Origin of the sequence: Allobosea sp. (genome assembly GCF_030694325.1) — a bacterium.
GTDB lineage: Bacteria > Pseudomonadota > Alphaproteobacteria > Rhizobiales > Beijerinckiaceae > Allobosea.
Genome location: NZ_JAUXYO010000075.1, coordinates 34,851 through 49,755 on the forward strand (window position 1 = coordinate 34,851; position 14,905 = coordinate 49,755).

The window sequence follows — 14,905 nt, forward strand, 5'->3', positions numbered from 1 at the left end:
GACTGCATTCGGCGTCGGAGCGGGCCTGGCCTGCGGAGCGACTGGAGAGCGACATGGGTAGTTCGAGAGCCGGCAAGGTCGCGCTGATCACGGGCGTCACGGGTCAAGATGGAGCGTATCTCGCCGAACTTCTGCTCAACGAGGGGTACAAGGTCCACGGCATCAAGCGTCGCTCGTCGTCATTCAATACGAGCCGGATCGAACACCTCTATCAGGACCCTCACGAGCGCGACCAACGCTTCATCTTGCATTACGGTGACATGACCGATGCGACGAACCTGATCCGCATCATCCAAGAGGTGCAGCCCGACGAGATTTATAACTTGGCCGCACAGAGCCATGTCCAGGTCTCGTTTGAAACACCGGAATACACTGCGAATGCGGATGCGATGGGAACGCTGCGTCTCCTGGAGGCAATCCGTCTGTTGGGGTTGACCGGCAAGACGCGATTCTACCAGGCCTCCACCTCCGAACTCTATGGCAAGGTTCAGGAAGTCCCACAGAACGAGAAGACGCCGTTCTACCCTCGTAGTCCGTATGCCGCAGCCAAACTCTACGCTTACTGGATCGTCGTGAATTATCGGGAAGCTTATGGCATGCATGCCTCGAATGGCATCTTGTTCAACCACGAGAGCCCGTTGCGCGGTGAGACATTCGTCACCCGCAAGATCACGCGGGCGATTGCAGCCATTCATCTCGGCTACCAGGATAGGCTTTATCTCGGCAATCTCGACGCCAAACGTGACTGGGGCCATGCGCGGGAATATGTCCGTGGCATGTGGCTGATGCTGCAGCAGGATGAGCCGGACGACTATGTCCTCGCCACCGGCGAGACGACGATGGTGCGCGATTTCGTCGGGCACGGCTTCCGCCAGGTCGGAATCGACGTCGCCTGGCAAGGGGAAGGCATCAACGAGAAGGGCGTCGACGCAAAAACCGGCAAGGTCCTGGTCGAGATCGATCCGCGCTACTTCCGGCCCACCGAGGTGGAACTCTTGGTCGGTGACCCTTCCAAGGCTTTGGCGAAGCTGGGTTGGAAGCATGAGACGAAATGGCAACAACTGTGCGAGGAGATGGTCGCCTCCGACCTGAAGGTCGTCGAGAGGGAGCGCCATCGCGATGCCGATTGAGGCCGTAACGTCGACGAACGGGTTCGAGTTGGCCGGCCGGCGTGTTTGGGTGGCCGGCCACCGCGGCATGGTTGGCGCAGCATTGACGCGTCGGCTTCACGGCGAAAATTGCGAAGTTCTGACCGTGAACCGAAGCGAGGTCGATCTGCGGCGTCAGGACCAGACCGAGCGCTGGATGAATGCCACGAAACCCGACGTGGTGATCGTCGCGGCAGCCAAGGTCGGAGGCATCCTTGCCAACGAGGCCTATCCTGCCGAATTTCTGTATCAGAATCTCATGATCGAGGCCAATGTCATTGAAGCCTCGCGACAGGCTGGCGTCAGCAAACTGCTCTTCCTCGGTTCCAGTTGCATTTATCCGAAGCTCGCGCCGCAGCCGATCGACGAGGCCTCCCTTCTCACCGGCCCCCTCGAGCCGACAAATGAACCCTATGCGATCGCCAAGATCGCAGGGATCAAGCTCGCTCAATCCTATCGCAAGCAATATGGCTGCGACTACATTTCGGCCATGCCGACAAACCTCTATGGGCCGGAAGACAACTTCGATCTCCAGTCGAGCCATGTGATGCCCGCCCTGCTGCGCAAGGCGCATGAGGCCAAGCAGCGTGGCGACAAGCAGATGACGATCTGGGGCACAGGTACCCCTCGGCGCGAGTTCCTGCATGTCGACGACTGTGCGGACGGTCTTGTGCACCTGCTCAAACATTATTCCGGTCTCGAGCACGTCAACATCGGGTCGGGCGAGGATGTGACGATCCGAGAACTGACGGAGGCTGTCTGCGAGGTCGTCGGCTTCGAAGGGGACATCGTCAACGATACCAGCAAGCCCGATGGCACTCCGCGCAAGCTGATGAGCGCAAGCCGGCTGAGAGCGATGGGATGGGCGCCGAAAATCGGCCTCAGAGATGGAATTGCCCAGACCTACCGATGGTTCCTCGCTCATCGCGCATGAGGGTTCTACACGCTGCCGGTAGTGGGTTTGGCTGATCGCGATCGCTTCAAGGCGGCAGGTCGATGATGCTCGCGAGAGCCACGGGAGCGGGGGGCGGACGAATGGATAGCCAAGTCTCGATCGTTATCCCCGTCTACCAGCGCCAAGCCGACTGTGAGGCGGCGATCGAATCGGCACTGACGCAGACCGGCGTCACCTTCGAGGTCATCGTGGTGGATGACGGCTCGCCGGATCCCTTTGTGCTACCTGCTGCCATGGCAACGGATGCTCGGATCAGACTCATCAGGCTGGAGCGCAATGCCGGCGCTGCCGCCGCTCGAAACCGCGGCATCCGCGAGGCGAAATCGCCATGGATCGCGCTCCTCGATTCCGACGATGTGTGGCTGCCTGGGAAGCTGGCATCCCAGCTTGCGTTCGCCGGTGAGACGGCCGGCGACATGCCCCTGATCAGCATCATGACAGGGTTCGCGCAGGTCGAGATGGCGACGGGGGCGAGCCGGGATCGTGTGCCCATCGAGAGTGTCGATCCAGCCGACTTCGCCTCGGCCTGCTGGTTTGGACCGGGATCGACCGCCCTGATTGCTAAGAAGGCGTTCGACTGCGTCGGGATGTTCGACGAACGGCTGGAACGGCTGGAGGACCTGGACTGGTTTCTGCGGCTGGCACTCGCCGGCGGTGGCATTCGCGTCCTGCCGCAGATCGGCACAAGGGTGCAGGTCGGTGGGCGTCCCTCGCCGGAGCGGTTGGACCGAGCCATCGCCAGACTTCGAGCCAAATGGCTGATGCCCGATGCTCCCCAAAGGCTCGGGCACTCGCTCCGCCGCAACCTCGCCGCCTATCTCGCCATCGAAAAGGCTTCGACGCGCTACTTTTCGGGTCGTTACCTGGGTTTCGGTCTCGCGCTTGCAGAGTCGCTGCTCCTCAAGCCGCGCCTGTCCTTGCATCTGCGCGATTGGTGGCGAAGGCCGACCTAGAAGCCCGAAAGCTTACCCCGCCACCGATAGGCGAGCTTCAGGCCCTGGAGCAGGTCCAGCAGTGGAATATCTCTGAGCCGCCCCGTTGGGGCTTGGCTTAGCCGCTGCTTAAGCAGCGCGAGGGCGCGGCTGGCGCTCGACAGGCGCCTGAGTTCGGCGTCCGTCGCCGCCTCAGCCAAAAGCGCCTCCGCGAGCCTGTGCTCCGCTTGATAGACCCGCAGGCGCCCGGCTCTGTCGCCGGAGATGGTGTGTGAGCCGGCATGAACCCTATAGAGATAGAGCGGGTCGTCGAACGCGCAGCCGAGCATCCCGCGACAGGCGAAGCGCGCGATCCACTCCCGGTCGGCCGCCAATCCGAGATCTGTCCGGATTGGGCCGATGTCGCGCAGGGCGTCGATCCGAAAGATACGGGCGTTGATGGCGGGGATGCCGAAAATCGCGCCTTCCAGCGACAAACGGCGGGGATGCGAGCGCAGGGTTGCGTTGCGCGCAGTCTCGCCGAACAGCGCGCCTCCGCTCACGAAGGCGCAATCTGGCGCCTTCTCGATCACCCGCAACGCACGGCCGACGGCGGTAGGCAGCAGTGCGTCGTCACTGTTCAGAACGATCGCATAATCTCCCGTTGCCGCCGCCATGGCCCGGTTCATGCCGTCATAGATGCCGCCATCCGCTCTCGAAACGATTCGCAGGCCCGGATGACTTTCGGCAATCGTGAGCGTCTCGTCGCTCGAGGCGCCGTCCGCCAGAAGGATTTCGGTCTCGATGTTTTCGCCCGCGCAGGCGGGCTCGATGCTGGCGAGCGCCTCGGACAGGTACTGGGCCGAATTGCGCGTGGCCATGATGATGCTGAGACGGGTCATTCAGTTCTCGATCGGAGCGAAGGGCTATACGCATGGCTCGGAACAGCGGCCTCTCTACGGCGCCTGAAATCCGGCTGCCAATGCCCCGATGCGTGATCGCCTGGAAAAGCCGTGGGCCCAGGCGAGCCGACCCTTGTTACAGAAGTCCGAGGTGGGCGCCATCTGACGCCGCCGCCGTATCTGGGCGCGGCCGCGATATCGCCCAAGGCGGTTGACCGCGCGTATCCTTTCGCCCAAGAGGACGCGAATAGTGCAACTCCCGCGAGGCCGATATGACGACGATCCCGACCGTTTCGGAAGCGGCAGCCATGCCGCTTGACGTTGTCACCGGTGGAGCGGGCTTCATTGGGAGCCATCTGGTCGACCGCCTTATGCAGGACGGAGGCCGCCGTATCCGGGTCATCGACAACTTTGCCATCGGCAATCCCCGGAATCTCGCCCATCACGCCAATGATGCCCGACTGAGCGTTCATCAAGCCGATATCGGCGAAGCCGCTGCGATCGAAGGACTGTTCGAAGGCGCGGACCGCATCTTTCATCTGGCTGCACTGGCGGATATCGTTCCGTCGATCAATGCGCCCGAGGCCTACTTCAAGGCGAATGTGGACGGCACGTTCAACGTGCTGCAGCAGGCCGTGAAGAACAAGGCCCGCCGGTTCATCTATGCCGCTTCGTCGAGCTGCTATGGTATTCCCGATGTTTCGCCGACGCCGGAAACGGCCGAGCTCCGGCCGCAATACCCCTACGCGCTGACGAAACTGCTGGGCGAGCAACTTGTTCGCCATTGGGCTCAGGTCTACAAGCTGCCAGCCCTATCGATGCGCTTCTTCAATGTCTTCGGCCCACGCGCCCGGACATCGGGAACCTACGGCGCCGTCTTCGGCGTTTTCTTGGCCCAGATGAAGGCTGGCAAGCCAGTCACGATTGTCGGAGACGGCGAGCAGACACGCGATTTCACCTTCGTCACGGACGTGGTTGACGCCGTCGTGCGTGCGGCCGAGTCGACCCAGCAGGCCAAGATCTACAACGTTGGCAGCGGCGGAACCTATTCGATTAACGAACTGGTCCGCCTTCTTGGCGCCAAAGAGATTGTTCACATCCCGAAACGCCCAGGCGAGCCCGATTGCACCTTCGCCGATGTCTCACGGGTCCGCGAAGATTTGGGGTGGCAGTCATCGGTTCCGTTTGCGGACGGCGTGCGGATCATGCTGGAGAACATTGATCATTGGGCCGACGCGCCGGTTTGGACGACCGACAGCATCGCCGAGGCAACGAAGGACTGGTTCAAGTTCCTTGGTAACCAATCCTGACGAGGCCGCGCGGTTCCCTTCGTCGTCGCGTCCAAGGCTTGTCGTCATCTACGGTTAACGTTAGAGCAACTCAAATGTCGCGAGAGCGTCTCGGCGAGGTCGCCGAAGGCATCATCCCGGCAACTTTCTAGTCCAGCGCCGGCCGCGCAGATCGGGAAACGGACCATCATGGCATCGGATAGCTTCGGACATTACGTCGCCAAACTCGTCTCTGTCGTCGAAAGCGGCCATGCCAGCGACCGAGCGGGCGCCGACGTTGCCATTGGCGACGCCGTTGAACGAATGGGCCGCCTCATGCACGCGGCGCATCAGGCCGGGCACCGTGTCTTTTTCGTTGGCAATGGCGGGTCTGCAGGCATCTGCAGCCACATGGCCACGGACTATTCCAAGAACGGCGGCATTCGTTCACTGGCCTTGAACGATGGCTCGGTCCTGACATGCCTCGGGAACGACTATGGCTACGAACACGTTTTCTCGAAGCAGCTCGAGTGGCATGCCGAGGCAGGGGATATCGTCGTGACGATCAGTTCGTCTGGGCGGTCGCAGAATATCCTCAACGCGGCTAACATGGCGCGCGAAAAGGGCTGTACGGTCTTCACGCTGTCGGGCTTCAAGCCAGATAATCCGCTGCGCTCTCTGGGCGACATCAACATCTATCTCGCCAACCTGGAGTACGGCTTCGTCGAAGTCGGCCATCTTGCGGTGCTGCACGCGGTGCTCGACATTCACTTGGGCTGGCAGAAAGCTGGCGCTGCCTGACCAGGCGCCATCTCCACCCGCCTTTGCGCGCAACTCACCTGCACTGAAGAGAGAGCCATGTCTGAAACCCGTAGCGTTATGGTCACTGGTGGTGCCGGCTATGTCGGGAGCGTGCTCGTTCCGCGTCTCCTCGCTCAGGGTCACAAGGTTACAGTGCTCGACCTGTTTCTTTATGGCCATGACGTGTTCGATTCAGTCCGCGGCCACCCCAATCTGGTGCAGGTGGTCGGTGACATTCGGTCCCCCGATGCTGTCGCCAAAGCGATGACGGGTTGCGATACCGTGATCCATCTGGCCTGCATCTCGAATGATCCGTCCTATGAGCTCGACCCGGACCTCGGCCGCTCGATCAACTACGATTGCTTCCGTCCCCTGGTGAAGGCGGCCAAGAAGGCCGGCGTCGACCGCTTCGTCTACGCGTCGTCATCGAGCGTCTACGGCATCAAGGAAGAAGAGGAGGTCACGGAAGATCTCTCGATGGAGCCGCTGACCGACTACTCGAAGTTCAAGGCACTGTGCGAAGATATCCTCGAGGAGGAGCGCGAGCCGGGCTTCACCACGCTCACCATCCGCCCCGCGACTGTCTGCGGCTATGGCCCGCGCCAGCGTCTCGACGTGATCGTCAACATCCTGACCAACCACGCCGTCAACAACCGCAAGATCAAGGTACTGGGCGGCGAGCAGACCCGTCCCAATATTCATATCGACGACATGTGCTCGGTCTATGAGCTGGCTCTGTCGGCGCCGGCCGAGAAGATCGACGGCAAGATCTACAATGCCGGCGGCGACAACGAGACCGTCAACAGCCTGGCCCAGATGGTCAAGCGCGTCGTCGAGCAGGACAATGTCTATGGCGGCGAAATCGAGCTCGTCGTCGAGCCCACGAACGACAACCGCTCCTATCGCGTCTCATCCAAGAAGATCGCTGCCGAACTCGGCTGGTATCCGCAGAAGACCATCGAGGACGCCGTCCGCGATCTTCTCGCCGCTTTCAAGGATGGCCGGCTCAAGGACACGATGACGGACGAGCGCTATTTCAACATCAAGACGATGCAGTCTGTGAAACTGACGTGACACAGCCGCAGGCGCTCTCGCGAACGGCCTCGGGTTCATGCCGCACGCTCCCGTAAAAATCGGCTTCCTGGGTGGAGGCATGATCTCCCAGATCGCGCATCTGCCGTTCTACCAGGTGGATCCGCGCTGCGAGATCGCTGCCATCGCGGAAGAGCGATTGTCCCTGCACCCGGCGCTGGCCGCCTTCGCCGGAGCGGGCGAGGTGACGACCGATCACCGCGCCATGCTCGCCCGCGCCGATATCGACGCGGTGGTGATCTCGGCGCCGCGTCCGGCGACCGGCCCGCTGACGCTGGCGGCGCTCGAGGCCGGCAAGCATGTGCTCGCCGAAAAGCCGATGGCTCACACCGCCGATCAGGCGCGCCGCCTGGTCGAGGCAGCAAACCGTCGCGGCCTGATCTATGCTGTCGGCTTCATGAAGCTTTACGACCCGGGCGTCGCTCGGGCGCGGGCCTTGCTGCACGAAATGGTTGCGTCCGGCCGGCTCGGTCGTCTGTTGTTCGCGCGCTTCTACGACTTCTCGAAATCCTATGCCCATCCGGTCCCGCCCCATGCGCGGCCTCAGGAAAGCCGCTCCACGCGCTTCGAAACCTGGCCCGTGACGCCCGACTGGCTGCCGTCAGCCTGGAATGGGCTTTATCCCTGGTTCGTCAATGCGGCGATCCACGACGTCAACCTGATCCATCATTTCCTCGGGGAGGATGTCGTCGTCCGTTCGGCCTTCGCCTCTGGCGGCGACATGCTCAGCGCGACGCTGATGGCTGGTGATGTGCCGGTGGCTTTGGAGATCGCCAAGACAGAGGCTGGGCGCTGGCTCGAAGGCGCCGAGTTCCTGTTCGAAAAGGGCAGGATCGCGGTGGAAATTCCCTCGCCGATGGATACAAGCGCGGTCAGCCGCGTGACGCTCGACGACGCCAGCGCAGCGGAGCACGCCACGCAGGTCGAGACCGGGCTTGGCTGGTCTTTTGCACTGCAGGCGCGTGGGTTCGTGGATGCGTTGACCGGCAAGGAGCAGCCGCGGGCTCCCGCTGCGATGGGCTTGCGGGATATGGAACTGACCGAGGCGATTTTCCGCTCGCTGGGCGAGGTGGCGCCGGCCCGGTCGACGGCTGAAGCGTGAAGGTTTGTTACCCTATGACTGAACTGGTCCATGTCCGCTCCGACTGCCGCCTGTGCGGATCGAGCAAGATCGTGCGCAGCGTGCCGCTTGCGCAGGTTCCCATCGTCTCCCCGAATGTCGGACGTGAAAAGGATGCCTCGGGCGAGAGCCTGACCCGGGTCGTCGCACCACTGGACAATTATTTGTGCATGGATTGCGGCCTCAACCAGCTCATCCACGAGGTTGATCCATCGCTGATCTATCGCGACTATCTGTATCGGACTTCGGTCTCTTTGGGCTTGCCGCAGCATTTCCGTGGCCTCGCGGAGGCGGTGATCGCACGCGTCGGCTTGAAGCCCGGCGATCTGGTCGCCGAGTTCGGCTCCAATGACGGTACCTTGCTAAATTTCTTCCGCGAACAGGGTTTTGCCGTCCAGGGCATCGATCCGGCGCGGCAGATCGCGGCCGAGGCCACAGCGCGCGGCGTTCCCACCATCGCTGATTTCTTCACCGCCGAATTGGCGGGCAAGATCGCCGCTGACCGGGGCAAGGCTCGCGCCATCATCGCCAACAATGCGATGGCCAACATTCCCGATCTGGGCGAAATCCTCGCCGGTGTGAAGACGTTGCTGGCGCCCGACGGTGTCTTCGTCTTCGAAACCCAGTATGGCCTCGACGTCTTCGAGAAGACCCTGCTCGACGTGATCTATCACGAGCATATCTCGCTGTTCTCGGTCCGGCCTGTCGCGCGCGCCGCGGCCCAGCACGGGCTGCAGGTGATCCACGCGGACCGGATTGCGACCAAGGGCGGCTCGATCCGCTTCTGGCTGCAGTTGGCCGGTGGTCCCCGCGGGGTCGATCCCTCGGTCGACGCACTCGTGGCGCTCGAGGAGAGGGCGGGCCTTTACGATCTGGCGACGCATGCGCGGTTTGCCGACAAGGTCGCCGCCATCAAGGCCGACCTGCATCGCATGATCGATGAGACGCGGGCTCAGGGCGGGAGCGTCGGCGCTTATGGCACATCGGTGGGCTGCGCGGCCTTGATCCATCAGTTCGAGCTGGAGAGCCGCCTCGACGTGCTGTTCGACGACACTCCGTTCAAGACGCGGCTGGAAGGCCCGGGCTATGATCTGCCGGTAATGCAGGCGGACGGGGTTTATGACCGCAAGCCTGCCCTGATCATTATTCTCGCCTGGCGCTATGCGGATCCCATCATAGCACGCCATCAGGCCTTTCTGGAGAGCGGCGGTCAGTTTGTAGTACCGTTGCCGGAATTGTCGGTCCGGACTCGATGAGGCCCGGTATCCCTCGTCAAAAACCTTTCGGATGTTGGGTAGCACGTTTGGTTTTAAAGCTAATTCATACCGCTTATCGGACTAGGCTTGGGCGGTATTTGACGCGTGCGCTACTGCCAACGCCGCCCGGCCGCCTTGCGTCGCTTTGGGTCATGGAGAGATTGCCGACGCCGCTGCGCCGCAGTTCGGTCGAAGCCATCCAAAAAATTGCGGCTGACAAGCAAGCCCGCCGCGCCTTCATCGATGCTGCACATCGCTTCTACAACGCTCAGCCGACCAATCGAAATCGGTTCGACATTTATGCAACCGCGCTGGTTGCGTCAGAGTTCAAAGATGACGCCCTGCGCGTTATCCTGTCCCAGACCGCTGAAACAGCAATCGACTTGTCCGAGGACGATCTGAATTTGATTGCGCTACGCGTCTCGCTGCAATCAGAGCTCGCCCGCTATCGCGACGTTTTGGATTCGGTAAAGTTCGGCATTTTTCAGGCTCCGGCGACGCTGCGCACACGCTACGATTATCTGAAGGCCGCCTATGCGGCGGGCAAGCTGCGGCGCGAACGCGATGCGATTGAATTCTTCGGTCGTCAGTTTAATATTATCAGCGACCATGCCGGCACCGCGACTGATCAGGAAATCGCTCGCGTCCATAGCGTCTATCAAAACCAGGCCGCCTTCACATTGAAACGTGACGTTGAGTTGATGCGACTGCTTGGGGAAATCGACTTTTCCAATTGTGCCGTCTTCTTCCTGTCCTCCACAGAAGCATTGGGTCATGCAGTTCTTGATCCGTTCTATTTTATTGCCCAGAACAAGGATAGCTTCGATCGCCTGATTTTCATCGGTCCGCCACGCGCGAATTATCGGCCCGCATCGCGCGCATGTCTGCAAATTGTCGAACAATACGGCGAATACTACGAAACAACTTCCGACATTCTTCTGAATTTGTCATGGATGAGCCTTGGCCATCATCAGGCCGGCCGCTTTACGTTCGTCATCGATCACTACTGGATGCTTCTGCGCCACGCCGTTCATCGCACCCGGGACCCGGCCGACTCGTACCGGCACAATGAGTGGCACCTCGAGTTGCCGGCCTATTATGCCGAGGTCGCGGAGAATTTTGCCAAGCGTCACGGCATCGATCTCGATCGCCCCTTCGTCGTCATGCATGTCCGCGACAAGGGCTATCACGGGATCGCGCTGCAATCCTATCGCGATTCCGCAGTCGAGAATTACCGCGAGGCGGTGGAGTATCTCCTCGATCGCGGCTTCCAGGTCATTCGCATCGGCGATAAGTCGATGCCCAAGCTCGATCTGCAGCGCACAGGTTATTTTGAAACGCCGTTTCTGTCCGGCTATGCCTATGAGATCGATCCGTATCTGATCGCCAAGTCGCGTTTCATGATTGGCTGCCAGTCGGGTCCCTGCGCGTTTGCCCGGGCCCTCGGCGTTCCGATCCTCACGGTCAATGCGGTGCTGCACTATACGTTGCTGCCCTCGCCGATGGAGATGGCCTGCTTCAAGCGCTATTTCGCTGTCGCAGATGGAGTCTCGCAAGAGCTGACGATCGAGCAGGCGCTGGATCGCGGCTGCTACCATTTCGACAATTCGTTCCAGTATGACGAGGCCGGCATCCGTGTCGAGAACGCCCTGCCGGATGAAATCACCGCCGCTGTCGCAGACATGGTTTCGTGGCTCGAAGCACCGGATCTGCCGGAAACCGATGAACAGCTGAGGTTTCGGGAGCGGGTCGAACGCGTGGCGCAGGATCTGAAGGCGCGTGGCCCCGATCTCTCTCTGCCGATTGCGGACTATCTCGGAATCTGCCTGCCGGGCTACCGCGTTTCGCCGAGCGTATCGCGGATGCGGGCCAAGACCGGCGCCGACGCAGACCTATGAACCTGCGCGATGGACGCATGCACCATGGCTGACGACGCTGGCGATATGGAAGGCTATCTCGCCCTCGTCGCGCAGCGGCCAGAGCTCTTTCGCAATGCCCCATCCGGTGGCGTCGATATCCTGACCGCGCCCGAGGAGGTCGCGGCAGCTCGCGCCGAGGCCAAGGCCTATCGCCGCGCCCGCGGCATGAAGGACCGTGACACCCGCACCGGTATCCTCGCCGAAGACCCCTATATGCTGATCGTGCGGGATGCGGTCCGCTTTCCCGATGGCACGCGCGGCCTCTACAACCGTATCGTCGAGACCAACCCGGTGGCGATCCTTCCGGTGCTGAAAGGCGAGCCGGTGCTGATCCGGGTCTATCGGCACGGCCTGCGCGACTGGTCCTGGGAGTTTCCGCGCGGTGGCTGCGACGCGGGCGAAAGTCCGGAGGAGGGCGCCAGGCGCGAGGTCGCCGAAGAGGTCGGGGGCGCGCCGCTGAGCATCCGTCCGCTGGGAACCTTCACGCCGGGGGGATCATCATTGTCGATCAGGGCGCATCTGTTCTTCGCCGAGGTCGAACATCTCGGCGAGCCAGATCCGCTGGAAGGGATTACCGACGTCGTCGCGATGTCCGTGGCGCGGCTCGAGCAGATGCTGCGGGACGACGTGATCATCGACGGATTCAGCCTGGCACTGTTCGCGCGGGCGCGGCTGAGGGGGCTGATTTGAGCGCGCTAGCGGATGAAAGCCGGATTGCCCTCGCACAGCAGGCGGAAGCGCTGGCCGGCGTGCCGGTGTTTGCCATGGTGCCAGCGGGTCAGGGAGCCAACAGCCACATCGTCAGGCTGGAGACGCAGGCCGGGCCCTTGGCGCTCAAGGTCTATCCGAGACGACCGGGCGACCAGCGCGACCGGCTCGAGGTCGAGTGGCAGGCCTTGCGCTTTCTCGGCGAGAGCGGCCTCACGCAGGCACCGCGGGCGATCGCGCGCGACGATGCAAACCGTCTCATGCTGATGGAATGGATCGAGGGCGACATCATCACCCGCCACCAGCCTGGCGATCTCGATGACGCTCTGCGCTTCGTCGAAGGGATTTTCCGGGCTTCGCAGGATGCAGGCGCGAGCGGCTTCCCGCTGGCCTCCGAGGCGTGCCTGTCTGCAATCGAGATCTGCCGCCAGATCGATCAGCGCTTCGATAGTTTCATCAGCCATGCGCCGCTTGATCAGGCGCTGGTTGACATCGTCAAGCCGGCCTATGCCGCCGCGCGCGACACCATTGCGTCGGAACTCGCCGCACCCTCCGATCTGGCCCCGTCGCAGCGTCGGCTGATCCCGGCGGATTTCGGGTTTCACAATGCGATCCGTCAACGGGATGGCACCGTTCGTTACATCGATTTCGACTATTTTGGCTGGGATGATCCGGTCAAGTTCATCGCGGATTTCGTCGTCCACCCTGCCATGTCGCTCGATGCCGACGAACGGGCAGAGGTCGTCGCGCGGCTGACGAACGCCTTGCCGGATTCGGTGGCTGCCTCGGCCAGGCTGAGGCGCCATCTGCCGCTCTATGCCATCCGCTGGGCCCTGATCCTCCTGAACGCGTTCAGGAAGGACCGTGCAGCCGCGCTACCCGTCGACGAGGATGCGCGATCCGCTGTGTTTGTCAGGCAGTGGCAGAAGGCGCGCGACATGATCGAGCGCTACCGCTGAGAGGCCCGCCGCTACGACCCTCAGGACCGGCCGGTCAGGTGTTCGTCTTGGGGTGCGCGCACAGCGCCACGACGTAATGCGCCATCTTGTGATAGCCGGTATGCACGACCTCGTCGTTGAGCGAGAACATGAACACCGTGTGGAAGAACTCTTCCATCAGCGCCTTCAAGTCGGGTGCTGACTTGCAATTGATGTGCCCCGCCTTGCTGCCCGGCGAGGCGTAGGCCTGGCTCTCCAGCGACGGCATGCCCACGATCATCACCGCGTCCGATGTCAGGCATTTGAGGATGTTGCCGACGAAGACGCGCTCATCCTTCGCGTCAATATGCTCGAGCACGTCCATGGCATAGGCGGCGTCGAAGGGGCCGCCATCGAAGACACCCTCAAGAAAGTTATGGACCTTGGCGACGTAAGGATATTCCGGCTGCACGCGCGCCTGGGCATCGGCGATGAACTCGGCGTCGAAATCCGTCACCGTCAGCGCCTTGACCTCCTGCATCACGATGGGCGCGTTGAAGGCGTCCCCGCAGCCGATCTCGATGACGTTCTTGCGGCCCGACAGCATCTTTGAGACGAATTTGTAGCGCGACTGCGAAAACAGGAAGCGGCGCGGATCCTCGATCCATTCGCGGCTCTTGAGCAGGCCGAGCGTCACGGCGCCGCGCTTTTCGGCGAAATCGATATTGGGCTGGTTGACGGGATCCTTGGTGCGGCGTGTCGTCGTCATGTTTCCGGGTCCGAAACTGTGCGGGCGCGCAGCCTGCTGAAAAGTCGCTGCTGCATGACGCCTTGTTCCGTGCGGGTCAAGCCTGCGGCCGGCTCTCTGCAAACGAAGTGATGCTGGCGATTCAGCGGTTTGCGGCCCAGGACAAGATGGACATCGGGCAAGCCGGATTGCATAAGGCGGGCCATCGGGAACGCGGAAGACTGGGAAACGGGATGACGAAGGCAGCGACGTCGGAAGGCGGCCACCTCGACTACTACAAGCAGCACGGCATCTCGCCCGTCCGCTACGCGATGGACGATCTCAGCCAGCACCTCCAGTTGCGGGATTCGCTCTATCGCTCCATTGGCCTGCCCCAGGTCGCCTTTCGCGGATCCGACATTCTCGAAATCGCGCCGGGCTCGGGGCAAAACAGCCTCTACCTCGCCGTGTCGCAGCCGCGTTCGCTGACGCTGGTCGAACCCAACCCCGCGGGGCTGCGCGACATTCAGAAGCTCTACGACACGCTGTCGGAGCCGCACACCGCCCCGATCCTACATCCGGCGCGGCTGCAGGAATTCAATCCGGGCAAGCTTTACGACATCGTGCTCTGCGAGAACTGGCTCGGAGCCCTGCCCGAGGAACTCGATCTGCTGCGCAAGCTGGCCGGGCTGGTGGCGCCGGGCGGTGCGCTCGTCTTGACCATCGTGCCGTTGGCTGGTTTTTTCCCCAATGTCATGCGCAAGCTGTTGGCGTTGCGCGTCGTGCCGTCGAACCTCGGTTTCGAGGAACGCACCGCTGCTCTGGTCGAGATTTTCGGACCGCACCTCGCCACCATCCCGAACATGACGCGCAGCCATCGCGACTGGGTGCATGACTGCATGGTGAACCCGCATTATCTCAATGTCGGCCTCCCTTTCGAGACGGTGGTCGAGACCATCGGCGACGACATGGCGGTGCTGGGCACCTATCCCAAAATCACGATCGACTGGCGCTGGTTCAAGGCGCTGAAGGGCACCGAGCGCCGCTTCAACGAATTGCTGATCGAGGCGGTCGCCGCCAACATCCCCAGCCTGCTCGACTACCGCCGCACCTTCCCGGCCGGCGCGCCCGGCGCCAATGCCGCGCTCGATCGCCATTTTGGCGCGGTCCACGGGCTGGCG

General features: G+C 62.1%; 14 protein-coding genes. 12 read left to right on the forward strand and 2 right to left on the reverse strand.

Going from position 1 to position 14,905, the window contains the following annotated elements:
- Positions 1 to 53 precede the first annotated feature (53 nt).
- From gmd to Q8M82_RS04235, 3 genes are all read left to right on the forward strand, one after another.
- Complete coding sequence (gmd, locus tag Q8M82_RS04225) at positions 54 to 1,130, forward strand: GDP-mannose 4,6-dehydratase (protein ID WP_305690129.1); 1,077 nt, start codon at positions 54 to 56, stop codon at positions 1,128 to 1,130.
- Positions 1,120 to 2,082: a GDP-L-fucose synthase gene (gene fcl / locus Q8M82_RS04230; RefSeq protein WP_305690130.1), complete on the forward strand. Its 963-nt coding sequence runs from the start codon at positions 1,120 to 1,122 to the stop codon at positions 2,080 to 2,082. The genes gmd and fcl overlap by 11 nt, the downstream gene beginning before the upstream one ends.
- Before the next feature lie 101 nt (positions 2,083 to 2,183).
- Complete coding sequence (locus tag Q8M82_RS04235; RefSeq protein ID WP_305690131.1) at positions 2,184 to 3,056, forward strand: glycosyltransferase family 2 protein; 873 nt, start codon at positions 2,184 to 2,186, stop codon at positions 3,054 to 3,056.
- Here the strand turns inward: Q8M82_RS04235 and Q8M82_RS04240 are convergent.
- Entirely contained in the window at positions 3,053 to 3,916 is an 864-nt protein-coding gene (locus Q8M82_RS04240) for a glycosyltransferase (protein ID WP_305690132.1), read from the reverse strand. The two genes, Q8M82_RS04235 and Q8M82_RS04240, sit on opposite strands and share 4 nt — an antisense overlap.
- 272 nt (positions 3,917 to 4,188) lie before the next feature.
- Between Q8M82_RS04240 and Q8M82_RS04245 the strand changes: the two genes are divergently transcribed.
- The 8 genes from Q8M82_RS04245 to Q8M82_RS04280 all read left to right on the forward strand — a co-directional run bounded on the left by Q8M82_RS04245 (position 4,189) and on the right by Q8M82_RS04280 (position 13,039).
- Positions 4,189 to 5,226, forward strand: a complete 1,038-nt coding sequence (locus tag Q8M82_RS04245) for an SDR family oxidoreductase (RefSeq protein WP_305690133.1) — start codon at positions 4,189 to 4,191, stop codon at positions 5,224 to 5,226.
- Between the two features lie 168 nt (positions 5,227 to 5,394).
- Positions 5,395 to 5,985: an SIS domain-containing protein gene (locus Q8M82_RS04250; RefSeq protein ID WP_305690134.1), complete on the forward strand. Its 591-nt coding sequence runs from the start codon at positions 5,395 to 5,397 to the stop codon at positions 5,983 to 5,985.
- A 57-nt stretch (positions 5,986 to 6,042) separates the two neighbouring features.
- On the forward strand, positions 6,043 to 7,059 hold the full coding sequence (locus Q8M82_RS04255; RefSeq protein WP_305690135.1) for an NAD-dependent epimerase/dehydratase family protein: 1,017 nt from the start codon (positions 6,043 to 6,045) through the stop codon (positions 7,057 to 7,059).
- A gap of 37 nt (positions 7,060 to 7,096) precedes the next feature.
- Positions 7,097 to 8,179 carry a Gfo/Idh/MocA family protein gene (locus Q8M82_RS04260; protein WP_305690136.1) on the forward strand — a complete coding sequence of 361 codons (1,083 nt, stop codon included), beginning with the start codon at positions 7,097 to 7,099 and terminating at the stop codon, positions 8,177 to 8,179.
- Positions 8,180 to 8,193: 14 nt separating this feature from the next.
- Positions 8,194 to 9,453: a class I SAM-dependent methyltransferase gene (locus Q8M82_RS04265; protein WP_305690137.1), complete on the forward strand. Its 1,260-nt coding sequence runs from the start codon at positions 8,194 to 8,196 to the stop codon at positions 9,451 to 9,453.
- Between the two features lie 161 nt (positions 9,454 to 9,614).
- A complete protein-coding gene (locus Q8M82_RS04270) occupies positions 9,615 to 11,351 on the forward strand; it encodes a TIGR04372 family glycosyltransferase (protein ID WP_305690138.1) in 1,737 nt (578 codons plus the stop codon).
- A gap of 24 nt (positions 11,352 to 11,375) precedes the next feature.
- Positions 11,376 to 12,062, forward strand: a complete 687-nt coding sequence (locus Q8M82_RS04275; RefSeq protein ID WP_305690139.1) for an NUDIX hydrolase — start codon at positions 11,376 to 11,378, stop codon at positions 12,060 to 12,062.
- 284 nt (positions 12,063 to 12,346) lie between these two features.
- Positions 12,347 to 13,039 carry a hypothetical protein gene (locus tag Q8M82_RS04280; RefSeq protein WP_305690140.1) on the forward strand — a complete coding sequence of 231 codons (693 nt, stop codon included), beginning with the start codon at positions 12,347 to 12,349 and terminating at the stop codon, positions 13,037 to 13,039.
- A gap of 34 nt (positions 13,040 to 13,073) precedes the next feature.
- Here Q8M82_RS04280 and Q8M82_RS04285 read toward each other — a convergent pair whose 3' ends face one another.
- On the reverse strand, positions 13,074 to 13,766 hold the full coding sequence (locus Q8M82_RS04285) for a class I SAM-dependent methyltransferase (protein ID WP_305690141.1): 693 nt from the start codon (positions 13,764 to 13,766) through the stop codon (positions 13,074 to 13,076).
- Positions 13,767 to 13,978: 212 nt separating this feature from the next.
- On the opposite strand from Q8M82_RS04285, the gene Q8M82_RS04290 reads away from it, so the two are divergent.
- On the forward strand, positions 13,979 to 14,905 hold a 927-nt coding region (locus tag Q8M82_RS04290; protein WP_305690142.1), incomplete at its 3' end, for a class I SAM-dependent methyltransferase.

Coding starts and splice junctions, on each gene's coding strand:
- gmd (WP_305690129.1), top strand. CDS start 54: ATGGGTAGTTCGAGAGCCGGCAAGGTCGCGCTGATCACGGGCGTCACG.
- fcl (WP_305690130.1), top strand. CDS start 1,120: ATGCCGATTGAGGCCGTAACGTCGACGAACGGGTTCGAGTTGGCCGGC.
- Q8M82_RS04235 (WP_305690131.1), top strand. CDS start 2,184: ATGGATAGCCAAGTCTCGATCGTTATCCCCGTCTACCAGCGCCAAGCC.
- Q8M82_RS04240 (WP_305690132.1), bottom strand. CDS start 3,916: ATGACCCGTCTCAGCATCATCATGGCCACGCGCAATTCGGCCCAGTAC.
- Q8M82_RS04245 (WP_305690133.1), top strand. CDS start 4,189: ATGACGACGATCCCGACCGTTTCGGAAGCGGCAGCCATGCCGCTTGAC.
- Q8M82_RS04250 (WP_305690134.1), top strand. CDS start 5,395: ATGGCATCGGATAGCTTCGGACATTACGTCGCCAAACTCGTCTCTGTC.
- Q8M82_RS04255 (WP_305690135.1), top strand. CDS start 6,043: ATGTCTGAAACCCGTAGCGTTATGGTCACTGGTGGTGCCGGCTATGTC.
- Q8M82_RS04260 (WP_305690136.1), top strand. CDS start 7,097: ATGCCGCACGCTCCCGTAAAAATCGGCTTCCTGGGTGGAGGCATGATC.
- Q8M82_RS04265 (WP_305690137.1), top strand. CDS start 8,194: ATGACTGAACTGGTCCATGTCCGCTCCGACTGCCGCCTGTGCGGATCG.
- Q8M82_RS04275 (WP_305690139.1), top strand. CDS start 11,376: ATGGCTGACGACGCTGGCGATATGGAAGGCTATCTCGCCCTCGTCGCG.
- Q8M82_RS04280 (WP_305690140.1), top strand. CDS start 12,347: ATGGAATGGATCGAGGGCGACATCATCACCCGCCACCAGCCTGGCGAT.
- Q8M82_RS04285 (WP_305690141.1), bottom strand. CDS start 13,766: ATGACGACGACACGCCGCACCAAGGATCCCGTCAACCAGCCCAATATC.